The organism is Thalassoglobus sp. (assembly GCF_048270125.1).
Classification (GTDB): domain Bacteria; phylum Planctomycetota; class Planctomycetia; order Planctomycetales; family Planctomycetaceae; genus Thalassoglobus.
Genome location: NZ_JBLWTN010000002.1, coordinates 259,328 through 284,988, shown reverse-complemented (window position 1 = coordinate 284,988; position 25,661 = coordinate 259,328). Strand labels below are relative to the sequence as shown.

General features: G+C 50.3%; 16 protein-coding genes. 5 read left to right on the top strand and 11 right to left on the bottom strand.

Going from position 1 to position 25,661, the window contains the following annotated elements:
• Positions 1-31: 31 nt before the first annotated feature.
• Positions 32-1,147, bottom strand: coding sequence for a GDP-mannose 4,6-dehydratase (locus tag ACN0YR_RS03425; RefSeq protein ID WP_417847793.1), 1,116 nt, complete (start codon positions 1,145-1,147; stop codon positions 32-34).
• 73 nt (positions 1,148-1,220) lie between these two features.
• Between ACN0YR_RS03425 and ACN0YR_RS03420 the strand changes: the two genes are divergently transcribed.
• The gene (locus tag ACN0YR_RS03420) at positions 1,221-2,843 is read left to right on the top strand and encodes a sulfatase (RefSeq protein ID WP_417848007.1); all 1,623 of its coding nucleotides are present in this window, start codon (positions 1,221-1,223) and stop codon (positions 2,841-2,843) included.
• Between the two features lie 212 nt (positions 2,844-3,055).
• Here the strand turns inward: ACN0YR_RS03420 and ACN0YR_RS03415 are convergent, their stop codons facing one another.
• Positions 3,056-3,646 (bottom strand): superoxide dismutase family protein, encoded by a 591-nt coding sequence (locus ACN0YR_RS03415; protein WP_417847792.1) that lies wholly within the window; start codon positions 3,644-3,646, stop codon positions 3,056-3,058.
• 630 nt (positions 3,647-4,276) lie between these two features.
• Between ACN0YR_RS03415 and ACN0YR_RS03410 the strand changes: the two genes are divergently transcribed.
• Positions 4,277-5,893, top strand: a complete 1,617-nt coding sequence (locus ACN0YR_RS03410) for a serine/threonine protein kinase (protein WP_417847791.1) — start codon at positions 4,277-4,279, stop codon at positions 5,891-5,893.
• Positions 5,894-6,029: 136 nt separating this feature from the next.
• Here ACN0YR_RS03410 and ACN0YR_RS03405 read toward each other — a convergent pair whose 3' ends face one another.
• A complete protein-coding gene (locus ACN0YR_RS03405; protein ID WP_417847790.1) occupies positions 6,030-7,490 on the bottom strand; it encodes a hypothetical protein in 1,461 nt (486 codons plus the stop codon).
• Positions 7,491-7,970: 480 nt separating this feature from the next.
• Between ACN0YR_RS03405 and ACN0YR_RS03400 the strand changes: the two genes are divergently transcribed.
• Positions 7,971-8,885 (top strand): DUF58 domain-containing protein, encoded by a 915-nt coding sequence (locus ACN0YR_RS03400; protein ID WP_417847789.1) that lies wholly within the window; start codon positions 7,971-7,973, stop codon positions 8,883-8,885.
• 12 nt (positions 8,886-8,897) lie between these two features.
• On the opposite strand, the gene ACN0YR_RS03395 is transcribed toward ACN0YR_RS03400, so the two are convergent.
• Positions 8,898-10,136, bottom strand: a complete 1,239-nt coding sequence (locus tag ACN0YR_RS03395) for a HEAT repeat domain-containing protein (RefSeq protein ID WP_417847788.1) — start codon at positions 10,134-10,136, stop codon at positions 8,898-8,900.
• Between the two features lie 348 nt (positions 10,137-10,484).
• On the opposite strand from ACN0YR_RS03395, the gene ACN0YR_RS03390 reads away from it, so the two are divergent.
• Positions 10,485-11,492 (top strand): RluA family pseudouridine synthase, encoded by a 1,008-nt coding sequence (locus ACN0YR_RS03390; protein ID WP_417847787.1) that lies wholly within the window; start codon positions 10,485-10,487, stop codon positions 11,490-11,492.
• Between the two features lie 4 nt (positions 11,493-11,496).
• Here ACN0YR_RS03390 and ACN0YR_RS03385 read toward each other — a convergent pair whose 3' ends face one another.
• The 5 genes from ACN0YR_RS03385 to ACN0YR_RS03365 form a co-directional block, all read right to left on the bottom strand.
• Positions 11,497-12,927 (bottom strand): MFS transporter, encoded by a 1,431-nt coding sequence (locus tag ACN0YR_RS03385; RefSeq protein ID WP_417847786.1) that lies wholly within the window; start codon positions 12,925-12,927, stop codon positions 11,497-11,499.
• A gap of 474 nt (positions 12,928-13,401) precedes the next feature.
• Positions 13,402-14,031 (bottom strand): hypothetical protein, encoded by a 630-nt coding sequence (locus tag ACN0YR_RS03380; protein ID WP_417847785.1) that lies wholly within the window; start codon positions 14,029-14,031, stop codon positions 13,402-13,404.
• 605 nt (positions 14,032-14,636) lie between these two features.
• Positions 14,637-17,513, bottom strand: coding sequence for an SMP-30/gluconolactonase/LRE family protein (locus ACN0YR_RS03375; RefSeq protein WP_417847784.1), 2,877 nt, complete (start codon positions 17,511-17,513; stop codon positions 14,637-14,639).
• 185 nt (positions 17,514-17,698) lie between these two features.
• Positions 17,699-19,447: a serine hydrolase domain-containing protein gene (locus ACN0YR_RS03370; RefSeq protein WP_417847783.1), complete on the bottom strand. Its 1,749-nt coding sequence runs from the start codon at positions 19,445-19,447 to the stop codon at positions 17,699-17,701.
• Positions 19,448-19,548: 101 nt separating this feature from the next.
• Complete coding sequence (locus ACN0YR_RS03365; RefSeq protein WP_417847782.1) at positions 19,549-20,958, bottom strand: DUF1501 domain-containing protein; 1,410 nt, start codon at positions 20,956-20,958, stop codon at positions 19,549-19,551.
• 349 nt (positions 20,959-21,307) lie between these two features.
• Here ACN0YR_RS03365 and greA point away from each other — a divergent pair, with 349 nt between their 5' ends.
• Positions 21,308-21,796: a transcription elongation factor GreA gene (gene greA / locus ACN0YR_RS03360; RefSeq protein ID WP_417847781.1), complete on the top strand. Its 489-nt coding sequence runs from the start codon at positions 21,308-21,310 to the stop codon at positions 21,794-21,796.
• A 293-nt stretch (positions 21,797-22,089) separates the two neighbouring features.
• On the opposite strand, the gene ppdK is transcribed toward greA, so the two are convergent.
• Together ppdK and ACN0YR_RS03350 are read right to left on the bottom strand one after the other, a co-directional pair.
• The gene (gene ppdK, locus ACN0YR_RS03355) at positions 22,090-24,813 is read right to left on the bottom strand and encodes a pyruvate, phosphate dikinase (protein WP_417847780.1); all 2,724 of its coding nucleotides are present in this window, start codon (positions 24,811-24,813) and stop codon (positions 22,090-22,092) included.
• A gap of 398 nt (positions 24,814-25,211) precedes the next feature.
• Positions 25,212-25,523, bottom strand: coding sequence for a L28 family ribosomal protein (locus ACN0YR_RS03350; RefSeq protein WP_417847779.1), 312 nt, complete (start codon positions 25,521-25,523; stop codon positions 25,212-25,214).
• Positions 25,524-25,661: the final 138 nt, after the last annotated feature.

The window sequence follows — 25,661 nt, the reverse complement described above, 5'->3', positions numbered from 1 at the left end:
GTCACGAATGAATTCCATTTCACCGCACACTTTAAGTGTGCGGTGAAATACGGTTTCTCTCTGACTCATTACGCCGCTGAACGATGCGCTGCTTGACCATTTCTTCGATCATTTCGACAAAGGTCGTTCCGGGTTGCCAGCCGAGTTCAGTTTTGATGCGGGTCGGATCTCCAACGAGTCGTGTTGGCTCAACAGGTCGGAAGAATTTGGGATCGGACGTCGTGTAGTCTTGCCAATCGAGTCCGACGGTTTGAAATGCGATTTCTAAAAACTCTCGCAGCGAGTGCCATTCTCCGGTGGCAATCACAAAGTCTTTCGGTACTTCATGCTGAAGCATCATCCACATCGCTTCAACATAATCGCCTGCGAAGCCCCAGTCTCGACCAGTCTCCAGATTGCCTAACACAAGTTTGTGTTCTTCTCCGAGAGCAATGCGTGCAGCGGCATCAACAATCTTTCCAGTCACAAACTCCGTAGAGCGCCGGGGTGATTCGTGGTTGTACAGAATCCCTGAGCAAACAAACAGGCCGTAAGCTTCTCGATACGACTCGACCAGTGATTGAGCGGCAACTTTCGAGGCAGCATAGGGTGAACGTGGCGCGTATCGCGTCAATTCAGTTTGCGGAGACTCTTCTGCCCCACCAAATATCTCGGCACTGCTCGCCTGAAAGAATCGGATTGATTGAGACCTGCTCGATGTCCGAATCGCCTCGAGCAGCGAAAGAGTCGACTTCACATTGGCATTGAACGTGGCTGTGGGACGATCGAACGAATCACCAACCCGAGTCTGCCCTGCAAGGTGATAAATTTCGTCGATCTTGTGCTTGTCGAGAAATTCACTTATCGATTCTTTCGTAGCGAAATCCAACTCATGGATCTTCAAGACTGAGTCGAGTGGATCTTCAATCGGGCGGGCCTTGTTGAGTCCCGCTTTCAGGTGATTCAGACTCTCGCTTTCCGCTGATCGCGTTGATCCGTGGACGCAGTACCCTTTAGAAAGCAGGAGTTCACACAAGTATGAACCATCCTGTCCGGTAATTCCGGTGATCAGTGCCGTTTGTGGCATTTCGAGATAAGTCCCGGTAGGTGAGATGAATGTCAGGGAGATGAGTGGTTGAGCCGTCTCTACGTCGACTCGCTTGACCACTCAGATGGGAAACCGGATGATCGTTGAGAACAACTCAGAGATCAACAAACCAACGATGGAGAATATTAAGCAGATGCTGAATCGTAACCCCTTTCTCACATTCATAGCAGCCTTCTTCACGTTGACGGCAGCAATTCAGGCTGCCGATAAGCGCCCGAATATTTTGTTCATTTTCACGGATGATCACGCTTCGCACTCGATTAGTGCTTACGGATCGAAAATCAACAAGACTCCGAATCTCGATCGCATCGCAAATGAAGGGATGCTCTTCGAAAATTGCTTTTGTACAAACTCCATCTGCGGACCGTCCCGAGCGGTTATTCAGACCGGTAAGTACAGCCACCTCAATGGGTTCCGTACGAATGCCGACAAGTTCGATGGGACTCAACAAACATTTCCGAAGCTCCTGAAAAAATCCGGCTACGAAACTGCAGTCATCGGAAAGTGGCACCTGGGTGAGCACATGCCCCCTCAAGGCTACAACTATTCTGAAGTTCTGATTGGTCAAGGTCCGTACTATAACCCTCTGATGCTCAGAGACGAGAAGGGTGATGGAAATCCGAAGCGGACGAAATACACCGGCTACACCACAGAGATCATCACCGACCTCGCATTGGAGTGGCTGAAGAATTCTCGCGACGACGAGAAACCATTCATGCTGATGTATCAGCATAAGGCTCCGCACCGCGAATGGGCTCCGGGCCCGGACTACTTGCACATGTTTGACGACGTTGAGATTCCCGAACCGCCAAATCTGTTCGATGACTACTCAACCCGAGGACGTGCCGCCCACGAACAAGACATGTCGATCGCTAAAACGATGACTCCGCGCGATCTCAAGTTGACTCCCCCGCCATATTTGAATGAAGAACAACTCAAAGTTTGGAACGCTGCGTACGAACCGAAAAACGAAGCCTTCCGCAAAGCCAATCTCAAAGGCGACGACCTGATCCGCTGGAAGTATCAACGGTATATCAAAGACTATCTTCGCTGCATTGCTTCGGTCGATGACAACATTGGTCGCATGCTTGATTACCTGGATGAAGCAGGACTGGCTGAGAATACTGTCGTCATTTACAGCTCTGATCAAGGGTTCTATCTGGGCGACCATGGTTGGTTCGATAAGCGTTTCATGTATGAAGAATCATATCGACAACCACTTCTCGTTCGCTGGCCAGGTGTCACGAAACCGAAGTCGAAAGATAAGCATCTCGTTTCGAATATCGACTTTGCAGAAACATTTCTGGACATTGCAGGACTCGATATCCCCAACGATATGCAAGGTCATAGTCTGGTTCCGCTACTAAAAGGCGAGTCGCCCAGCGACTGGCGGAAATCACACTACTACCACTATTACGAATTCTTAAACGACCGCCGTACTTCCCACATGGTCAGGCGTCACTACGGAGCTCGCACTGACAGATACAAACTGATTCACTTCTATAATCTTGACGAATGGGAACTCTACGATCTGGAAGCGGACCCGCTGGAAATGACTAACATCTATGCCGAGCCACAATACAAGTCGCTCGTCAAAGAGTTGAAGGCAGAGATCAAACGACTACAAACGGAACTTGAAGTCCCCGATGACACCGGTTCGGTTGAAGTCAATCCACCGTCTTTGAAACTCAAGCAAAATCCGCCACGTCAAAGGCAGAAACCAAAGCAAACTCCAAACAAGAACAATTCTCAATAGCGTAATCACGTGCGGTTTGCGTCTGCAATGAAATGGGGTACTCAAAAAAAACGCCGCGTTCGGAATTTCCGAACGCGGCGTTTACTATTTCACAACAAAGAGTTGATCGACTCGAGCAGTTTGCTCTACCGTTTGCCCGTGAAGAACGCATTTCTCCAGTAAAAACGCTGTTCGCCACGAGGCAGAACCTGCAAACCAATTCGAAGGATGCTCTAGTTCTTCTTCTTTGGAGGTTGAGCGATTCCAATCACGCCGACTGCAACACGTGGGCCAGCATCACCAGAAGGTTGACTCTTCAGATCATCTTTCCCAGCGTGGACGACGATTGAACGTCCAATGACAAAGTGAAGTTTCAAATCTTTTTGAGTGATATCGACTTTGGAGACGCCTTCACTATCTGCGGTGATATTTCCAAGATCCCCTGCATGTCGTTCATGGTCATCTGGAGCACCGTGATCGTGTCCATCAGGATTGTAGTGTCCACCGGCAGCTGTTCCGTCGGCAGCTCGAAGGTCTCCAAATTCATGAATATGGAAGCCGTGCTCACCAGGAGTCAGACCAGTCACTCGTCCGGTCACACGAACTCCGGACTTGGTTTGTTTCAATGTCAGGCGACCTCGAACCTTGTTTCCTTTTGTGGATCGCAAAACGACGACACCCTCCGTAAACATTGGGGCATGTGAGTCGTCATGGGCATGACCATGCTTTTCTTTACTATCCTCCGCTTGAGCCGGTGACAGCAAGACCGTCATCCCCAAAAGCGCACAGAATGTCATTCCTAGAGTTGTCGATTTCTTAAGCATTTGTTTTCCTTTCAACATCGAGTTCGTTCTTCACAGAGAAGAATCTTATCCACGTCACAACACAGTGGTCAGAAGCCAGAGGCTACAACCAGAGGAGAATCAAATCCACCATTCAGCATTAGGCATAGTTGATTCATCCATTCCACTCCACTGTAATCAATTCGTTGTCATATTTCCTCTCTGCTCCACATATTCATTAGCTGTAACCGCGCTCGCATGAAGTTTCGACGCCTGTCGCGGGCCTCACAAAGGAGGTGCCGTAGTGTCCCTCCCCCCTTAAATGCGGTGAGTAAAGGTGATGCACAATGAAACACAAATCCGTGCGATAACGATCGGCCTTCAGGAAATCAAACCACATCGCAGCAGGTAAGATCTTTGATAAATAATCTCGTACTGCGACCTTATGAAAGATTCTAGAGGAAGCCGACCTCTCCCAAATATCTGAGCAATTTTGCGTTTCTTCAGGAATTCTACACGCATTTCAATCAAGAGAGCCTCATTCACTCAGATGTGCACGTGTGCTCTCTCGAACTTTGTATGCAGTTTCTCATGAAATTTTCGGATTCGGCATGTGGCGTGCTTACTGCTTCTTATTGGTTTAGATAGTTGAGACAAAAGCGGGAACCAAGCATGACGACACAAACAACTTCCATGACGGAGATGCCTGAACAAATCGGGCCGTTTTTGGTTAAAGAACAAATTGGCCAGGGAGGAATGGGAGTCGTCTTTAGAGCGGAACACTTCGAAACCGGTCAGTCGGTCGCGATTAAGATTCTCAATGAAAAATCCTCGACGGACACTACCGTCAATGAGCGATTCACTCGCGAAATAGACATTCTCAAAAAGTGTCAGCATCCAAATATCGTTCGTTCCTTGGGAACGGGAGCGATTCACGATCGCAAATTCTACATCATGGAGTTTGTTGAGAACGGTTCCGTCGCTGACCTCCTGAAAAAGAAGCGTAAGCAGTCCTGGCAAAAGGTGATCGGATGTGGAATTCAGGTCGCCAAGGCTCTTGAATATGCGCATGGAAAAGGAATCATCCATCGTGACCTGAAGCCAGCGAATTTGATGATCGACAAAAAGGGGTACATCAAGCTTGCGGACTTCGGCATCGCTCGCGATATGCACGAAAGCGCGTTGACGCAAACCGGAAAAACGGTCGGAACGCTGGCGTACATGTCCCCCGAGCAAATCACGGGGAAATCTCTCGTCACACCTCGAAGCGATATCTATGCGCTGGGCTGTGTCCTCTACGAAATGCTCACCGGACAACCCCCTTTCACTGGTGAAAACGAAGTGGAAGTTCTGTTCAAACACATTCAAGATGAACCGCCGCAGATTTCGGTCCTCGCTCCTGAAACTCCTGTGTGGCTTTCAAAACTGATTCACAGCATGCTCGAGAAAGATGCGAACGAACGCCCCTGGGACGCGCCGTTTCTCATCATGAAACTCAATGAAATCCCAAAGAAAGTCGAAGATCAGGAGGCGCGACTGCTCAAGTCGACCAAACAGGGAAAGAGCCTTCTGACAGCCAGATACGATAAAAAAGAACGCCTGAAGAAGAAGAAAAAGAACTCTACAAACCAGAAAGGAGCTTTCTACGAACAGAGTTGGTTCCTGGTTTTGACGCTCGTTCTGGTCTTCGGCGGGATCGCTGGCATCGTTCAATATTCCCGCAGCGAAGGCCGACTCTACACTCGAGCAGCTGAAGCGATGGCGAGTTCAAACCCATCTGACTGGACTCGAGTTGAAGGAGACCTGATCGCCCTGCAAACGCGATTTCCAGAGAGTCAGCACGCGACAGAAATTACGGGCTGGCTCGACCAGATTGGGATGCATCGTGCCGAAAGAAAAATCGAAACAAATGTCCGCTTCGGTCGCGATCCTCAATCTGAAGCAGAGCGACTTTATGTGGAAGCTCAACAGTTTGAAAAGTTCGGGGACCGACTGACAAGCTTAGAGAAATATGAGGCGATGCAGCACGTTCTGACTAATGATGACGACAACCGCCCTTTCCTCAACCTTGCCAGACAACAGAGTGAAAAAATCAAAACTGCCGTCGGTTCTACGAGTGACCGAACAGAATTCGTTAAGGAACAACTCGATCTGGCAGCGAAGCTGGAGCAGGAAGGAAAAACCATCGGAAGTAAAAAGAAGCTTCAGGCTATCATCCGCTTATACGGCAACAATCCAGAGTTCGACTCACTCACCGAACAGGCACGAACTCAGCTGAAAGAACTTTAGAGCATCTTTCGAATTGGTCTGCAGGTTCTGCCTCGTGGCGAACAGCATTTTTACTGGAGAAATACGTTCTTCACGGGCACACGGTAGAGCAAACTGCTCTAGAGACGCGGGAGTAAACCGACTACCTCGAAGAGCTCTATATCTCTTCATCTCCTTGCGTTCCGTGATCCCATTCATCGAGCATTTTCTGGATGCGTTTCTGGTCCAGTTCGTCAGGATTGCAGTGCGCGAGTGCGTATTTCAGAGCTTCTTTGGCATCGTCCGTTTCACCAAGATCTTGCAGCGTCAATGCCCATTGAACTTGCACGACAGTGAGTGTCGGGGTTTCTGATTTGGCGTAGTGCCAGAGCGTCAGAGGTTGCGACCAGACCGGCAAGTAGGTCAAGGTCCCCCAGCAATAAAGTGAAACGATTGCCACGCAACTCAGAAGAGGTCCCATTGCAAATCGCCTCGAAAGTTGTGGAAGTTGAAACGATTGCCAGATTTCTTTTGCTCCAAGAAGCACTCCGCAGAAGAAGGGGACCATCGGTAAATAGAGATACCGATCATTCATCAAGGTCGTAATGGGAAAGAGATTCAAGACAGGAACGAGCAATAAAATCCAGCTGACAAAACAGAACACAATCATTGGATAGCGTTTGTGGAACTTCCAGGCGAGAACTGCCAGACCGATCCAACTTACAACGGAAAGTCCAATCCAGCCCGCAATGCCAGTTGTCGCGGGATCGTACAGGACACAAAGATCGGTCGGCACAAACATCATGCCGACGTATCGCCACAGCACAGTGCAGTCAATCGCGAAGATCCAGAGTTTGCTCGCACCGATATGGCTTCGCACTCCGCCCACAATTGTTGTTTGTGCAGACATTGTGATAAAGATCAGCATGACACAGAAGAACATCGGGATAATCTGCTTAGCAGCCGAGTCAGCAAATTTCTTTTTACAAACAAGAACATCCCAGGCGACCACAATCGGCGGGACAACAACAACAGAAGCTTTGCTCAACAATCCCAGCAGCAACCAGATAATGCCCCACCCTTCATGCCGTGAAGTCCTCTCAACTCTCAACCAGCAGATGAGACTCGCGAGCATAAAAGTCGTTGAGAGCAATGTCTTTCGAGAAGAGATCCAGGCGACTGTTTCAACTTGCAGTGGATGTAAAGCGAACAGAGCAGCGAGGCCCCAGGCAGCGAGTTGATTCTTTGAAATCCGTTCAACCAAGCTGTAAACAAGAACGGCATTCACAGCATGCAGAAGAACGTTCGTCAGGTGGTATCCTCCCGGCCACAACCCCCACAAAGTGTGCTCGACGAGAAAAGTCCCTATCGTTAACGGAGCAAAATTTCTGGCAACCGGTTCAGTCGCAATCTTGTAGAGATTGAGCGGATTCCAACTCTTAATAAGGTCGTTCTGAACGATGTACCAGGTGTCATCCCAGTTCAGGAATCCAAAATTCACAACCGGTGCGTAAACGAGAAACGTTAGCGTGACTAAGCCTAGAACCGGCCAGAGATTCGTTTGCAACCAGGCACGAAACTGAGTCCGTACCCTCTTCCAGAAGGAGATCTGCTGTTCTTGTTCTGGCAATGACGACACGTTCAAGCTCCGAGAGGATGAGAGGTTTCATCCCAAACGTAGGTCAAAAAAGACTGCTGCTCGAACGCAACAGATCCGGACAATCGAAAGAATCGCAAGCGAGACTGTACTTGCGGTTTGTAACGATTTTCCGTTCAACGGAAGGCAGAACCGCTCCTCTTCGATGCCGACCTGATAGATTTTTTCGAATTGGTGTTCGCGCCTGTTGATTTCGAATCGAAGTGGATTGAGTTACGATATCGAACATTGGGAAAAACTGCAGAGCTTGAGAAGTGTTCATCGGCTCCAAACAAACTAACTGAATCAGAGAGCGAGTGAAGTTTCCTTGAGTTATGTTTCCTCCCACCTGATTTGACAGATCGTCAACACTGACCGAGCACGCCTGTGAGCGAGCAGTTTTCTGGCGACGCCTCTTATCAGGCCTGATCAAACATCAGGAATGGAATTCAACCGATCAGTCTCAACACGACAGGTTCGATTGTGGCAAAAGATGTTCCGTTACATGATCCCAGCGCATTGGCGAAGTTTGGCAATCTTGATGTCATCGCTAAGCTGATCGTGGAAGGATATATGATCGGTCAGCACAAGAGTCCCTTCAAAGGGACAAGCGTCGAGTTCGTCGAACATCGTCAATATTACCCTGGCGACGAAATTCGCCACATCGACTGGCGTGCCTACGGGAAAACCGGAAAGTACTACATCAAGGAATATGAAGAAGAAACGAACCTGCGGGCTTATCTTTTCCTCGATTGTTCTGGCAGCATGAGCTACGGAGAAAGCACTCTCTCAAAGTTTGCATATGCGAAACAACTGGCTGCGGCGTTTACCTATTTGCTTCATGCCCAACGAGACGCCATCGGCCTGCTGACTTTCGACGAGAAAATCCGTGAGCGAATCGATCCGGGAACCAGCCAGAAGAACTTTCAGCAGATCATGAAAGTTCTGGAAGATTGCAAACCTGCTGGAGAAACGAGTCTGGGGAAGATCTTCAACTCCGCAATTCCGACTCTCAAACGGCGAAGCTTGATCATTATCTTTAGTGACCTCTTCGACAACATTGAGGCACTCAAGCAGGCAATACAGCTCTTCAAACGAAATCGCCACGAAGTGATGCTCTTTCAAATCCTCGCTCCCGAGGAAGAAGAGTTTCCGTTCAGCAAACCAACGCAATTCCGCAGTTTGGAACAGAATCGGAACCGCATTCTTGTTGATCCTCATCGCCTGCGATCGATCTATCTCACGCAGTTCGCAGAGTTCCAGAAAAATCTGACTGAACTCTGCGGCCATTCCCGCTACGACTTTGCATCGATGAAGACAACAACCCCTTACGGACAGGCTCTGGGAAACTATCTCGACGCTCGAACGCGATTCTCTTCACACGCGTCAGCCAGATAAGCAATAGAAACGTTAATTCTCTTGCGGCTTTGGTGACTCTCGTTGATCGAACGTTAGCTTTCTCAACAGCTTCTTCGCAGAAGATCGCTCCAAAGGAGGAACATCAAGATCGTTCGCAATTCGAAGAACCTCCTGCTGTAATTCAGGCGACTTTTCCAGGTGTTCATCAAGTGCTTGATACGCATTCAACCGCACTCTTCGATCAACAGCTCCAAGGTGGTCAAGCAGAATCTGCTGAGCTGCCTGATGAGTGACATCACGCCGGAGGATCTCCGCAGCAGCTTCCGTTTGAATAATTTCTGAGGAATCCTGCAGTGCCGTATCAAGCAACTGAGAGACTTCATCAGACATCTTCATTTGCTTGATCGAACGGATCACGTATTGGCGTACACTCTCGTCGTGATCTTTCTGCAAGTGCTGTAATGCTCGGACAGAATCAATTCCAATTTTCCCGAGAGCATCGGCAGCGGCTTCTCGTACTTCGCCAGCCTCGTCAAAGAGAATGGCATCGACCAATGTCGGAATCGCAATTTCTCCGCGCGGCCCAACTTGACCAATCGACGTGATCGCAGCGAGTCGCATTGGAACCCGGTCTTCCCTCGCAGCATCCACCAGTGCAGAGAGTGCAGGTGCCGCTGCTGGCCCTAAAATCCAGAGTGCCTCAACTGCTGCTACTCGTAACTCGTTCTGACCTGCTCGTTCCTGTTTCGAACCCTCTTGCAAAATTTTGAGATAAGTTGGGAGCGCGACGTTTCCATTCTTGCCGACTCGTCCCAGAGTCTCCATGGCATTCACGCGAATGAGATGCGGAAACTCTTCATTGAGGATGATGTCACGAATTTGCTCATCAAGATCAGAAGCAACTGTCCCGTACAAAGAAAGCGACTTCAAGACCCATAAGCGGGTGTCGACAGGCTGATCACCGGGATTTTTCAGCAGTTCCTCAAGAAGTGGAATCGCGGACTCCGCATCCTGACCAATCCGTCCGAGTGTCTCAGCCGCCTGACGTCGACTTGCCCAGGGAGCCTCTTCATCCTCGACAATGGAAGTCAGACCATTCACGTAAACGGGTTGGCCAAGAGTCTTGAAGTCAGACGATTTGACGAGCTGGCTCCATTCATCGAGAGTCAGTTCGCCATATTTTTTCTCTTCTTCCGCTACGACGACTGTGGCAACGAAGAGGCACAGCATAAACGAAAACGGGATCGCATCATAAAATCGAATTTTGCTGGCGTGTTGAATGCTTTGCACGTTAATTTCTCGCAAGTAGATGAAATTTCAGTGGTCAGGCCGCTACGAAGCTTCACAGAGCAGTTTGCTCGAAATCCAGGGAAATTCGCTTCGTGGAGTCCCTCCGCGACCCGAAGATCGGTGAGACGGACCTCAATAGCTCCTGTTTTCAGCGTGGACTCTCCATAACCGCAATGAGGTTCGCTGACGACGCCAGACAATTTCCTCTCTGGGCGATATAGTATCATAGACATCAGAGTGTACTTCGTGTGAAAAACATTATCGCGTTCTGCGTAACATGTTCAAATTCACTTCTCCGAGGGTATCACTTATTTCGACAGTGACTGTTACATAAAGAAATCCCCTGAGTTGCCGACTTTTTCACCACCTACATTCGAATTCATTGTTGATCGCTCTTTGAGTGGAATTCGCATTGATTCTTTTCTGATCAAACACCTTCGGAACTACACCCCCTGGCGGATACAGCGTATCGTCGCTGCCGGTGGGGTCCGAATCAATAATGCCGTTGCCGAACAAACAGATCGTATCTTCAAAGGGCAAACTGTCAGCGTTCGGTTGATCGAAGCTCCTGACAAACTGCTCGCTCCGAAAGAGATGGAGCTTGAGATAATTTATCAGGACGAATGGTTAATCGTGGTCAACAAACCAGCCGACCTGATCGTCCATCCGGTGGGTGAAGAACAGTCTCGAACGCTTGCCAACGGGCTACAACATTTCCTCGATCAACAGACTGGAACGAAAGGCATATTACGCCCGGGGATGGTCCATCGTCTTGATCGCCAAACCAGTGGAGCCATCGCAGTTGCGTTGACTTACAATGCTCACGCGAAACTCGCGGGCGAATTTGAAGCGTCACGCGTCTCCAAAAGCTATCTGGCAATTGTCGAGGGTGTCATTGAACGAGACGAAGGGCGTATCGACCGCCCTATCGGCAAGGCTCGCTCAGGCATGCACGTCTTGATGTCTTGCCGCCCCGATGCCGTCAAAGCAAGAAATTCCAAGACGAATTTCCGAGTGCTTGAACGCTTTCCAAACCATACTCTGGTTCTGGCACGTCCTGTCACAGGCCGGAATCACCAGATTCGAGTTCACTTTGCCCACATTGGCCATCCCCTCATTGGTGATGAGTTCTACAAAGCCCACGGAAAGTTCCATCCGAACTATGCCGATCTCAACGACGGCGAGTCCCGCACTGTCGAAACCGGATTTCCGATCAAGCGACACGCCTTGCACGCCGTACAACTCGAGTTCGCCCATCCGATCACAAGTCGTTGGGAAACATTCATCGCTCCACTTCCCAGCGACTTTCTACAAACGCTGGGAAAGCTACGAAAACAGCAGGTTGTTCAGCGATGAGCAATCAGGTCTCAACGGTTTCGACTTTTTCTGCACCAAGTTGAGACGGCTTAGCGGCCTGGGCTGTCTTCGCGGCATTCTCTGCGGAAGACCAGTTTCGATACAGTCCAGCTGGATACCGGAGAACACGCAGAGGGCTCACCCCGATGAGGTGTGTGACCACTTGCATGGTGTCGAGCGAAGCCGGCTCTTTAATTCGCAACACCATTTTCACGGACAATATCCTCAAAATGAGGCTGACAAAAAAGAAGAGGTGGTACTCTGAGAAAGTCCAGCCGTTCACCACCACCGACCAACCATCAATTTGCGTCAGAATCGCCCCCGCCATGATCGCTGTGATTCCACCAACAACCCCAGCCATGGCAGTTCCCGAAGCAATGTACATCGTCCGGTTTTCAGAGGGTGAATTTTTGAGGAGGAATCCATTTGTCGCGATAGCAAACCCTGCATTCAATGCGGCATCGAACATGAAGATCGGGACCAAAATATTAAATGCCATACTTGGATCTTTGGGAACAAGCAGCAATCCGATCATGTTGAGGGTCTTGAAGCAAACACACAAAATCAGCAACGGCCGATTCCCAAAATGATCCCCCAGCCGTCCAAGCCATCGCGACGTGAGTGCTCCGCCCACCCATGAGAGTGTCCAGAGTAACAAGACCTGAAACAGACTCATTCCGATGTAATCAAGCAGATACAAACTGATGAAAGCAGCCCCAATCATCGCTGCGAAATGCCAGAAACACATAAAAGCAATAAACGACCGAAAACCCTGGTGCAAAAACGGGGCAAGGAAAATCGTTTTCATCGAAGTCGGCGGCAGCTTGCTCACAGGCGGCTCATCGACTTTCAGAAAGATCAGAATGTCCGCAATGCCCAACACCCCGGCAACCGTCGCCAGGATCGGATAGCCGATTCGGATATCAAGCCCAGGGCGAGAAATCAACAACGCTCCTCCAAGGAGCGAAGCCGCAGCTGACCATTGAACCCAGCGATGCCTGTATCCCCAGTAGCTGTTTAAGTCGCCATGTGGGAGGTAATCTCCCATCCAGGAGAGCCACAGTGGTGTACAAAAATGAAGCAACCCCTGATTAATCGCGACCGCTCCCAGAAACATCCAAATCCAGAAGAGGTCTCCCATCTCTGGCCACAACCAGGGACCAAGAGCAATGGGAACAATCATGGCACGCTGCAGTAGGGACAAGCTCATCCACAGTCCGCGCCGATAGGTCAGATGATTAGCGACGAAGGCTGCCAGAAACTGAAATCCGAGCAGCATGACAGGGAGAGAATTCAAGATGCCGACATGAAAGCTCGTGCCCCCCAGCCCTCGCACAAAATCGATCGAGGCAGCCGAGAGCGTCAATTGCGTATAGGACATTCCCAGGCAACCGGCGACGATGATGTTCCGTTTCGCAGTCTTAAGAGGCCACACTCGATTCAATCCATTTCACGCCTGCAGGAGACTTCGGCACAGTCAACACAACTCAAAACGATCCAACAACTGTGGTTCCAGCAACTGTGATCGGGCTTAAGAAGCTTCTACGAAAGCAGTTTTGAATTGGTGCGCGCGATCTGCCTCGTGGAGTCCAGTATATTTCTGGAGGAACCATTTCTTCACGGGCATCGAAGGCACGTACCTGTTCAAAAGCGAACTGTATCAGGTTCGCTCATTCTTGAGGAATAGCGAAACCCGGAATGAGGTACATCGACCCGTTATTCACAACCTTGAGAAAATCGCCCCGGTCGCATTTACGAATCGGCGTCCGCGTTCCGCCTCGCTAAGAACAGCATTTTCACTGGTGAATCGCATTCTGCATCGGCACACGGGAGTGCAAACTGATCTTAGATCAGAGAGCGTAAATGCTCGATGACTGGCAGTTCGTGCGGCGGTTTGAGTTTGGGAACCCTACTTTTGATTCGCAAGATAAGCCTGGCGATATCGTTCGAGCTTTTCCATCTGCTCGTCCGGGATCTCTGAGCTGTTTGCGGCAGCCGGTTGCTGCGTGGGCTGCTGTTGAGCAGGCTGTTCGAAAAAATCTCCTTCGGTGACCTGTTCCTGATCCCCATCTTCTTTGTAGGTGAACCCAGAGTAGAGGAGGATCGCGCCGAGAACGCAAAAAACAGAACAGACTAGAATCCGGGACATCGGAGAATGTTCTACGAATGAATCGACGGGGAGGTAAACACCATAGCCCTTCGCAGCATTAATGCTGGGTTGGTGCGAATGATACTGAACGGTGATTTTCTGGCCTACGGCAAGCCCTTGGGCCTCAGCCTCGCTGATCGTGGCTGTTTTTCCGTATGTCTTGCCATTTTCAGCGACAAATTCATAGTCAAACTGGTAGTGCTTACTAAGGTCGATTCCCGTCAGCTTATGCTCAACAACATCCGCATACAGGTCCGTAATCACACCTTTTGTTTCGAGATCCTTCTTCACCACAGCAGGAGCACCAATGCTGCTAATTGCAAGAAAAACGCCGAACGCACCAATCAGAAACAGACCTGCGCCTAAACAGATTGCCGTTTTCTTGCCCATCAAACTTGCCTCATCTATGCTCTTGCTCGATTTACACAACTCCATCTTCAAAAATCTCTCCCTAGTCCAAACTCTAGCTGCCATTCTGGATGAGTGACTGAAATTTTATGTGAGTTTTCAAAACTCCAGTGCGGGCAAGTGCTCTAGAGCATCTTTCTAATCGGTTTGCAGGATCTGCCTCATGGCGAACAGCATTTTCACTAGAGAAATGCGTTCTTCACGGGCACACGGTAGAGCAAACTGCTCTAAAATAAAGGTCGCTCAAGTCTTCAGTGCCCATTTAGCGCCTGGTGTGTCACCCGTGCCATATGACGAGATATGACCTTAGACGAACCGTCAACAAGCTCTCGAGGCAAGCGCAAGTTGCTCTGAACACTCTCTTAAAGAACCAGCACAACGGGCAGTTTCCCGAGTGAATGCCAGCTATTCCGGAAGCTGCGTGAGTGTTGATTTAATATTGACCTGCCCGTGATCTCCCCGTTCTGCCTCGTGGCGAGCAGCCCAGGAGTCACGAAAGTGACTTTCGCGGGCACAAAAAGAATTGAAAACGCACCCAAAATATTTGCAGCGGAATTCACCATCTCGGAGATGATTCGGTCACATCGTTATTGATTGAACTGTTTCCAGGATCGACCGGGACGATCAACTCGAAATGTGACAAGTCGCGTCGATTCGACTTCCGTCACGTAAACGGAACGCCCATCGGAACCACCAAAGCAAAGATTGCTCGGCCGCATCCCTAACACGTGGATCTCACGCAATATTTCTCCAGTGGGAGTCATCTTCACGACAGTCCCTTTCCCATAACGAGTCAGGTACAAGTTGCCGTCGACATCCGCACGCATTCCGTCAAAACCGTGATCCGGAAACTGTCGAATGAGTCGTTTGTCTGTCAGCGTCTTCTCTTCGGTAATGGTAAACGCCCAGACGTTTCGTTGACTACTTTCGTTGACGTACAGGGTTCTCCCATCCGGACTAACTTCAATCCCGTTTGTCGTTCCAAGATCTTTGGCAAGTCGCGTTGTCGTTCCATCAGGATCGATTCGCCAGAGCTGCCCTGTCGATTCCTTCCAATTGGGATCGCTTGCGTACAGGGTTCCATCGTCCGTGATTGCGATATCGTTTGGCTGATTCATCGCTGCATCCTGAGCATGCAGCGAGATGGCGCGGGTTTCAGGATTGATCCGCCAAATTTTATGGTTGACATAATCAGCAACAAACATTTCTCCCCCTTGCCCAAAGCGGATGCCGTTTCCAACACCGTTCTCAGGAAGATTCACAAAGACTTCCCCTGCCCCATCAGGAGTGACTCGACCGATGGTCCCCTGCCGCGAGTAATTCACAGCGTAGATATTGCCTTGAGCGTCGCAGGCCGGGCCTTCGATGCCCGGTGTAAACTCACCGGGCCGAGTCACCGCACGAGCGACCCACAAAGGTTCTTCCGGAGAAAAAACAATATCCGATCCTCCTCCAAACTTTGCTGGAAGTGGCATGTTTTCAAACCCCGCATCAGTTGCTCCCAACCGAAACTGCCACCTTCCCGCTAGCTTCATCTCACGCTTTGCGGCATGAAGTATCGGGGCCGCAGTGAGTGCAGCTGTCTCTCCGGGAACATTCAGCGTCAACAGGTTGTAATCGCCGACTGCGATTGCTTCCTTTGCAATTTCAAAAATGCTTCCATCCCGAGAATCCAGCTCCTTGCCGTTCACCCATACCCGAACAGCCCCGTCTGGAGCCGGACTTGTCAGCCGGAACGAAAGTGGTTGCCCCTCTTCAATAAAAGACGTTGGGAGATAGAGCACACAACGATACCAGCCAGAGCCTTCGACTTCTTTCAGAACACCCTGCGAAGCCCCCTCCCAAGTCGACGGGACAGCTACATTTACCCAATGCTCTCGATATTCTTCTTCCGGAGTCAACGACGGAATCGATTCCGGGACAGCCTGATCAACTCCCCAGTAGACGGAGTTCGTCAGGAGTCGTACGAATGAAGTTTGCTGAAAATCGTCCGGATGCCCCAATGCAACATAGAACGACTTTCCGCCATCGGACCGAGTGTATATCCACGCAACCGGGTCCGCGTCATGCCCTTTGACAGAACCTTCCATGATCACGTTCGCCCCGGATCGTAAAGGACCTGTTTTATATTGATGACCACTCTGCACAAACGGAGTCTCATCAATCCCGGTCGAGACGACATGCTCTCCACCTGCAGGAGTGAGCTTCACTGTCGAACGAAGTTCATCTGGATAACTTCCGTGGTAGTTACCGCCAAAAACGTCGGCATCGAACTCCGGCCAGTCGCTGTAACCTTCAGGAACTTCTGAGTTCCGCAAGGCGAACGCATGGCTGGATGTACGTAGACCGATCACCGGCTTTCCTGCGGTAACGTACTCGCGAAGAATCGACATGTCAGCTTCGGGTAAGAGACGCCGCCTGACACTCAGTAGAAGCAGGTCAGCATCGCGGATCACCTCAAAGCCGGGAATTGAATATGGGTCCTCTTCATCGGCGTGCAACACGGTCACTCGAAAGTCGCGACCGAGTGCCCTGACCGCGAAATCGGGCAGCGTCGCATGCGACCCATACGGCTTCTCAGCGATGACCATTACGACGTGCGGACGGCTGTCTTTCGAAAATCGAAATGGTTCTCCACCAAGAATCTGGTCACTCGTGATCGTTGGGCAAATGTATCGTTCAATGTGCGAAATAATCAGGTCATTCCCTGTAAAGTGAGAGACATAAGGCCATCGCTGTGGGTTGTACATGGCGTCAGTCATGTCACTCATCAAGACAACCCGTTTACCATTCCGTGCCATCTGCCGCAGACCAAACGGACGCCCAAGAACACACATATTGACATGCACGCCAGTCAGAATCACATTTTTGATGCCGCGACTTTCCAGCACATTCCAAACTTCATCCCCTCGGTCTGAAATAAAATCTCGCGCCGCGTCGATGGAAATCAAAGCTGATTGTCGTTGCCAGGGGAGGTTCGGATCGCGTCCCAGTTTAATTAGCTTTTCCCGCCAGACTGCATGCTCTTGAGGATCGTCGTCCTCTCCTCCATCCGACTGATCAATCGGATAAGCGGCACGTTCTTCAGATGGAATTTGCGAACACCAATCGCCAATCGCATGCGGAACTTGCTTCGCACGAGGAGCAGCCACCGCTCTTTGCCGGGCAGCATGCCCCTCATAGGCGGGCATGCAGTCACTCGGCGAATGAATAATCGTCACTCCTTGATCGCGTGCTTTCTTCAGCACCTCATCGAGACGAGGTGCAAACTCCTCCAGTCGACGGACTGCATTCAGGCAATGGTGATAGTCCCAGACATCACAAACAATGATCGCAGTTTCGGATGGAGACCAGGACTCCATTGTGGTGACTGGCAGAAACCGTCCCGTTCCAACACCCGATTCCCGTTGTGAATGCAGTTCCAGTTTGAGCGGTTCAGCAGTCTGACTCGTAGTCGGCAACATGATATTCGGCAACGCAGTTCCAAAGATCAGTGCAAGAAAACGGACTGACGAAAATGAATGTCGCTTGAGCATGTCGATCCAAATGGGCTGAGCTATTCTGGAGTCTTTTAATCGATGCGACTCAGTGTAACACGATTGAGCCACACGTGAAGCTCTCGCAGACAAACGGTTCTACGGTCCACCAATCAATCCTCACAACACTTTCTCAACAACGTCATGACAGCTGCTCGGTGTTTTTGAAAATCCTTCCCTGCTCCGTTCCGAGCCATCGCAAAGACCAGCCGCTTATCAGGATTGACGACCAGAAGTGTTCCGCACCCGCCAGCGTGGCCATAGCTCCCCGGTCCTAAAAAATGACCAAAGTCCTGAAGCCCAATCCCGTACTTCGTTTTCAAGTCGGGAAAGAAAGGTGTGAGCGATGTAGGAAGGATCGCATCGTGAGTTTCCTCAGAAATGACTTCCCATGAACCATATTTTCCTCTGTTAGCCAACACCACACCGATTCGTGCCATGTCCTCTGCTGAGAAGCCAGTTCCACCGGGCAGCATGTCGTGGATGCCAAGCGGTGAGAACATGTCCCGCTCCATCGCATCCCAGTAGTTTCGCCCTCGCAAAAGTTCCAGTGAACGAACCGAAAGAATCACACCGACGACGCCATACCGAGACTTGGCCCCGGGGTCCCATTCTCGTGGACAATGAGCGATCAGACTCTCATTCCACGTGTGAAAGTAAAACAATCGTCGAAATGCGAGTTCCCACGGGAAGTGAATTCCGGTCGCGTGAACGTGACCGGCGCGGAATGTCAGCTTGCGATCCTTCGCACTGTTGAAGTCTGGAAGAAAGTTGCCAATCGGTTCGTCTAGCTGAATCGCACCTTGATCAACATACATCGCGAGTTGAAGTCCAATGAGTGGCTTCATAGCTGAGTCCAGCCGCATCGGAGTATTGACAGTGACTTGGTCACCTTCCACTTCTCCGTATCCTTGTGAAAGAACAACTGCGCCGTTCCGCGCGACCACGACCGCCATCGGTTCCTGCGAGGCTGCATACCATTCATCAAGTTTGAGCTTGAGGATCTTGACCTGCTCTTCAGAAATTCCAGTCTGATCAAGTGGCCTGTTGTGCAACGTCGGGGCCGGCGCACCAGCAAGTTTTTTCGGAACAGCTTTTACGAGCGGAGTCTGGTCGATCCCCATGAATTTGCGTTTCAACCGCACATGTCGAGTCGCGTTCTCCATTTGCAACTGCCCCAACCGAATCGAACCCGTTGGCTGATCTGAATCAAGCAGCGCAGCCAGTTCGACTGCCCCCGCTTCTGTGCTTTTCCAGCGGTTCAACAGTTCAGCTGCTTCTTCACGTTGACGATCAGAATTCTTGCCGGCCTCACTGGTTCCCAGGCTCTTCTCCGCGATTCTCTCATTCGCAAGTTTCGTAAGATCCCGAGACTTCACGACACAACAACAAGTCATCGCTCGACGTAAAGGAGGTCCGTCGGGAACAGGCGCTTCTCCATAGACATAGTAACGTCCCGGTTCGCTGGCAACCTTCACTGATTCGAACTGATCGTTGAACCAGCGAGTCGGAATTGTCGCGTCATCGAGCACCTTCGAAACGAGCAAAGGGTGCTCCCAAACCAGTTCGGGCAACTGTTGGCCTTGCCTCAGAATAAAGCCACCGGGCGGTGAGAACTGCTGCTCACCGAAATGCCTGCGAAGCTCCAACTCACCCGAACGGTGTTCGTTTCCAACGGGTTGCTGCCCCCACGCGACCGATGCAACGACAAGGAAAATGATTGAAACTAGAGCATCTCTCGAATTGGTTTGCAGGTTCTGCCTCGTGGCGAACAGCATTTTTGCTAGAGAAATGCGTTCTTCACAGGCAAACGGTAGAGCAAACTGCTCTAAGCAGCTACAGCACCCGGTTTTGTGAACCATTATGATGTTGGTCTCTTGTTATCTGCTGATCCACAATCCATCCACAACTCGATGCGCCATTTGACATAAACATCTGATGCAGCAGGCTACCGCCAGCCAACTCACCCCACTTCTGCAAGCGGCTGCGCCTCATCCAGGATGTATTGAGGACGGCCTTGAGGGTCGATCAGGGCGACTTGGCTGGCATCGATACCGAGGTTTTTATAAAGCGTGGCAAAGACATCCTTGTAGGTTACAGGACGCTCGATCGTCTCAGCTGCAAGACGGTCTGTTTTCCCGATCACTTGACCGGTTTTCATACCACCGCCTGCAAGGAAACAGGGACCGACTCGCGGCCAGTGATCTCGACCACCGTTAGAGTTCACTTTCGGAGTCCGTCCAAATTCTCCCCAGACGACAATCGTCACGTCATCCAGCATTCCACGTTCCTGCAAGTCAGTCACAAGTGCATGGAGTCCAAAGTCGACGATCGGCATCAGTGTGTTGATGCGTCCGAAGTGGTCTCGATGGGTATCAAAGTCGCTGATGGAAACACTGACAACACGAACCCCCGCTTCGATCAATCGTCTGGCGAGCAAGAACTTCTGCGGAGCATTGGGCCCTTCACTGGTGTAAGAGGCAAGCTCATCGCTACTTGAGGGGGCAGTAAACTTCTGGACGACTTCTGGATCTTCCCGGGAAAGATCCATCGCCTCTGCAAGCTTTCCTGAAGTCAGAATCCCGGTCGCCTGTTGATGGAACTCATCCATCGCGTCCATCATTCCGGTGGCGTCGACCTTTCGTTGAATGCGATCTAACCCGGAGAGCAACGATTGCCGATGATCGATTCGAGAAACAGTCAAGCTTTCATTGAGTTCTAAACTCATCTGATGATCAGCCCCGAGCCGTCGAAGTTCTCCTTTCATTGCCGCTTCAAGTTCGCGTTCGAACATCTTGGAAATGTCAGGGCGAAACGGTTGATATGCTGGACCAAGAAAACCTGGACGCGCACTGTTTCGCACGAGCGGTCGACCTTGCATGATGTCGACAAATGCCGGAGCGGAATCGGTGGGGCTTCCAAAAAGTTTATTGATCACGCTTCCCATCGCAGGCCGACCACCGAGAGACGCCAGGTCTTTAAAACCATATCCCGATTGACATTGAAAGGCATCGTGACGACCGGCAGATTCCACGAGGGTTCGAATGAAGACAAACTGCTCTGCGATTGAGGCCACCTTCGGCATCAACTCACAGATCTGAACTCCAGGAATCGATGTGGAGATCGGACCGAACTCTCCGCGAATTTCAGCAGGAGCATTCGGTTTGGGATCAAGTGTTTCCCACTGAGGCGGACCGCCGTCGAGATGGATGTTGATCACCGCTTTCTGAGAGTTCTTGACACCAGCCTGTGCTTCCGCTTTCAACAAACCCGCCAGCGTTAAGCCACCGAAACCGATCGCGCCAGCGTTGAGAAATTCCCGACGTGTCAAACCGTCGCAATGTTGAACGGGCGATCCCAGAAATCGAATCATTTGTACAGACCCCAAAGATAAAAATTAGTCGATATTATCATATCACATGTTGTTGATAATACTGCAAGCCCTGATTGGAATTTCGCTCCATTCGCGAATTCATCGTTTCCATGACAGGGTGAAATGAGCTAGACTCGGGTTTACAAATTGCACCTACACGGAACCGGCTTCTGTCGCGTTCCGTGTTTTTTATGGCCTTATTAGTCCTGACGAAATCTGAAAGTGATCGCAATTCATGCGATTTAAGCAACTTCAGTGGGACTATTCGAATTTCTTAGACAACTTAAGATTCGGGACCGAACACCAGCCTCTGGGGCGGGTCGAATCACAGAGAAGACGAGGAGAGATCATGGCACCGCAACCGATTACCCGAGAAGGCTTCGAAAAAATCAAGGCTGAAATTAAGCATCTCGAAGATGTCGTCATGCCGGAGATTGCAGAGAAGATCGCTGAAGCTCGCGCAGAGGGAGACCTCAAGGAGAATGCCGAATACCACGGACAACGAGATGAGCAGGGTCGGGTGGCCGCCAAAATTTCTCAACTCAAGTCACGTCTCAAGGATTGCCAGATCCTCGATAAGGCTGATATGCCCAAAGGTGTCGTCACTTTTGGTTCCACAGTGACCATCAAAGATCTGGACATGGATGAAGAAGAGACTTACGAATTCGTCGGCCCTGGCGAAGAAGACTACGACGGCCCGATCATGAAGATCCTGACCACCAGCCCGATTGCGACTGCGCTGATGGGCATGAAGGTCGGCGAAAAAGTCAGCATCGAACTTCCACGAACAACAATGGATGTCGAGATCGTAAAGATCGTCGACCACGGTAGTACCTAGCGTATTCCCCAAAGATGCGTGAAACCTGTCTCGTGGAGATGTGTCATTCACCGGATGAAAAGCACTCTTCACAGAGACCAGAAACACGAAAGTGTTCTACCTCAGCCTGTGACTCTCATGAAACTGATATGAGTTGGATTCGACAGAGCGTTGAACTCCGAGAAAGCTCAGCAACCAACTTCTCTGCATTTTCAAAGCGAAACCAACAGGTCAACCAAACGGGTGAAACAAAGAAAAAAGCCCCTCACAATTTGTGAGGGGCTTATTTTGTTCATTCGGTCGATTCGAATATGTTACGAATCCAAAGCTGCTTGAGCGGCAGCCAAGCGAGCGATTGGAATTCGGCGTGGTGAACAACTGACGTAGTTCAGGCCGATTTCGTGACAGAAGAAGACTGATTTCGGGTCACCACCATGTTCGCCACAGATTCCGATTTTCAGATCTTTCCGTGTTGAGCGACCACCTTCGACACCAATTTTCATCAACTTGCCAACGCCTGTTTGGTCGACAGTCTGGAATGGGTCAGCAGGCACAATGTCGTGTTCCTGGTAGTAGCCGATGAAGCCCTTGTAGTCGTCTCGACTCATTCCGAGAGCTGTTTGGGTCAGGTCGTTTGTTCCGAAGCTGAAGAACTCTGCATCTTCTGCAATTTCATCAGCTGTCAAAGCAGCACGTGGAATTTCGATCATGGTTCCGACCATGTAATCAACTTCAACGCCTTGCTCTTCGAAGACCTTAGCTGCGGTCTCACGAATTACCTTAGCCTGGTTTTCAAATTCTGTTTTGAAACCAGCCAGCGGAACCATGACTTCCGGGTAACAGTTAATTCCCTCTTTCTTCAAGCCACAAGCAGCTTCGAAGATGGCACGAGCTTGCATCGCTGTGATTTCTGGATAGACAATTCCAAGCCGGCAACCACGATGCCCAAGCATTGGGTTAGTTTCTTCCAGTTCTTCAACACGTCGTAACACAGCTTCTTCACTCACTCCAAACTCTTTAGCGAGTTTCGGTCCGAGAGTCGGATCATCGTGCATGTGATGCTTCGACAAGAACTCGTGAAGTGGTGGATCTAACAGACGAATTGTGACGGGACGGTCGCCCAGTGTTTTAAACAGGTGGGTAAAGTCGTCACGTTGGAATGGAAGAAGTTTTGCGAGTGCCTTGGCACGGTCTTCCGGTTTGGTCGCGAAGATCATCTCGCGAATTTCGTCAAGGTGATCGAAGAACATGTGCTCAGTTCGGCACAGTCCCACACCTTCTGCTCCCAAAGCGACAGCAGCCACAGCGTCGTCCGCTTCAGCATTTGCTCGTACGTTTAGAGTACGGTACTCATCCGCCCATTTCATGAGCTGTTCGTAGCGTGCGTATGTTGGAGCATCTTCAGCATTCATGTTGCCGAGAAGAACTTCCATTACTTCTGAAGCGGAAGTGTCAATCTGGCCGTTGAAGACTTCGCCAGTGAATCCGTCAACTGAGATCCAGTCACCCTCTTTGAGGACGGTGTCACCAACGGTAACGGTACCTGCTTCGTAGTTAATGTTCAGTTTATCACAACCACAGACACAGGTTTTTCCCATTTGACGGCTCACGAGAGCAGCGTGTGAAGATGCTCCCCCGAAGGCTGTCAAAATTCCCTTGGCGACTTTCATTCCTCGAAGGTCTTCTGGGCTGGTTTCACGACGAACAAGAATCAACTGCTTGTCGTTGTCTTCGTTCCACTGAGCTTCAGCATCTGAAGCGTGGAAAACAATTTGACCAGAAGCTGCCCCAGGACCGGCGTTGATTCCTTTTGCCAGCAGGCGATTATCTTTCTGAGCCGCTTCCTTAGCTGCTGGATCGAAGATCGGCTGAAGAAGTTGGTTCAGATCGTCCGCAGGGATACGACGCTTTTGCAACGCAGTCTTTGGATCAATCAGACCTTCGTTGACGAGGTCGACAGCGATGCGAACAGCTGCGAAACCGGTTCGTTTAGCGTTCCGAGTCTGGAGCATCCAGACCTTACCTTTTTGAACGGTGAACTCGATGTCCTGAACATCCTTGTAATGATTTTCGAGCTTCTTCCCGATTTCCACCAACTCAGCGTAGGCTGCTGGATCGTCTTGCTCGAAAGTCTCTTCGACACGCTTAGGTGTGCGTGTTCCTGCCACAACGTCTTCACCTTGAGCGTTGATGAGGTAGTCACCGCAGAAACCAGGTGTTCCGTCTGAGCAGTTCCGTGTCAGTCCTACACCAGTGGCACAGTCATTGCCAAGGTTTCCGAAGACCATCGCCTGTACGTTGGTTGCAGTTCCCCAAGTGTGAGGAATTCCGTATTGACGGCGGTAAACCGTCGCACGGTCGTTCATCCAACTTCCGAAGACAGCACCGATACAACCCCAGAGTTGTTGCATTGGATCTGTCGGGAACTCAACGCCAGCATGTTTTTTGATGACAGCTTTGAACTCAGCCACGATCTGCTTGAGTTGATCGACAGTCAAATCTTTCTCGTGCTCGACGCCGGTTGATTCGCGGGCTTTGTCGAGAATATCCTCGAAGTGATCTGGATCATTCTTTGATTCTGGCTTGAGACCAAGAACGACGTCACCGTACATTTGAATGAAACGGCGATAACTATCCCAGGCGAAGTGTTCGTTTCCAGACTGTTTAATCAGAGCGGCAACAGTCTCGTCGTTGAGCCCGATGTTGAGGACAGTGTCCATCATTCCTGGCATCGACTCACGAGCACCCGACCGGCAAGAAAGAAGAAGCGGGTTTTCTTTGTCGCCAAACTTGGCTCCCATGACTTCTTCGGTATTTTTCAGCCCAGCGAGAACCTGCTCTTCAAGACCTTCAGGATATCCACCATCGTTGTCGTTGTAGTGAATGCAAACTTCGGTCGAGAGCGTAAATCCGGCGGGTACGGGCAGACCAATCTTGTTCATCTCTGCCAGATTCGCTCCTTTTCCACCAAGGAGATTCTTCTGAGATGCGTCCGCATCTGCTTTTCCGCCACCGAAGGTGTAAACATACTTTGACATGGTTTTTCCTTACCTTGACCACCTCTGTGCGGAATCTCCACACAGAGTATTGAAACAGGTGATTGGTGATTTTATCCCGAAATCCCAGGAGTCGGGATATCGTCAAGAAGGTCTCTGAGCAACTTCGGCGCAGATTTTCTCTTCATTCCTCGAAAGAAAAATGGACACTAACGACCCATAACACGGACTTCAAGTGTTCGCAGCCCGGATGCCGCCATCGTCCTTGAATCGAGAATTTCAAACCCGAAATGTTGCTTCCACTCTGAATCGACATACAGAAAAGCCCAAGGCAACCGAGCCGCTGGGCTTACTGTTTTCGAATGCGATCACGCTGCGCTAAATCTGCACTACGTCAGATTTGCTGCGTTTACCTGCAATATCAGAGTGTGAACCACTGACTATTTTGAAGCAGTTTCGTTCAGATCAACCGTGAATGGTTGACGAACGACTGGAAGATCGACCATTCCCGATCGAATCAAACTGACAGGAACTCGACGGCGAACAACTTTTCCATCTTCGACCACTCGAATCTTCTGCAAGTTCTTTTTGAACTTACGTCGAGTAATACCAGTCGTTTTACGACCGTTACCGCCGAGGTACTTGGGTTTACCACGCTGTGACACGCTGTTCCCGATGGCTGGCTTATTCTCACCATACAGCTTGTGTTTTTTTGCCAGTTTCGCTCGTTTATTTTTTTTCAACGTACTCATGGGAACAACTCTTTTTGACTTCTCAGTCGGATACTGTTCAAAATTGAGAGCGGGCGATTGTAATCATTCGACCGAATGACTTCAATTCCATCACGCGAAAAGATTTTCACGCGTAAAAATCCCGTAAACCTCAACACA

Excerpts from the sequence above, each read along its gene's own strand:
- ACN0YR_RS03420 (WP_417848007.1), top strand. The coding sequence starts at position 1,221 with ATGCTGAATCGTAACCCCTTTCTCACATTCATAGCAGCCTTCTTCACG.
- ACN0YR_RS03415 (WP_417847792.1), bottom strand. The coding sequence starts at position 3,646 with ATGCTTAAGAAATCGACAACTCTAGGAATGACATTCTGTGCGCTTTTG.
- ACN0YR_RS03410 (WP_417847791.1), top strand. The coding sequence starts at position 4,277 with ATGACGACACAAACAACTTCCATGACGGAGATGCCTGAACAAATCGGG.
- ACN0YR_RS03380 (WP_417847785.1), bottom strand. The coding sequence starts at position 14,031 with ATGGGCAAGAAAACGGCAATCTGTTTAGGCGCAGGTCTGTTTCTGATT.
- ACN0YR_RS03375 (WP_417847784.1), bottom strand. The coding sequence starts at position 17,513 with ATGTTGCCGACTACGAGTCAGACTGCTGAACCGCTCAAACTGGAACTG.
- ACN0YR_RS03370 (WP_417847783.1), bottom strand. The coding sequence starts at position 19,447 with ATGGTTCACAAAACCGGGTGCTGTAGCTGCTTAGAGCAGTTTGCTCTA.
- ACN0YR_RS03365 (WP_417847782.1), bottom strand. The coding sequence starts at position 20,958 with ATGATTCGATTTCTGGGATCGCCCGTTCAACATTGCGACGGTTTGACA.
- greA (WP_417847781.1), top strand. The coding sequence starts at position 21,308 with ATGGCACCGCAACCGATTACCCGAGAAGGCTTCGAAAAAATCAAGGCT.
- ppdK (WP_417847780.1), bottom strand. The coding sequence starts at position 24,813 with ATGTCAAAGTATGTTTACACCTTCGGTGGCGGAAAAGCAGATGCGGAC.
- ACN0YR_RS03350 (WP_417847779.1), bottom strand. The coding sequence starts at position 25,523 with ATGAGTACGTTGAAAAAAAATAAACGAGCGAAACTGGCAAAAAAACAC.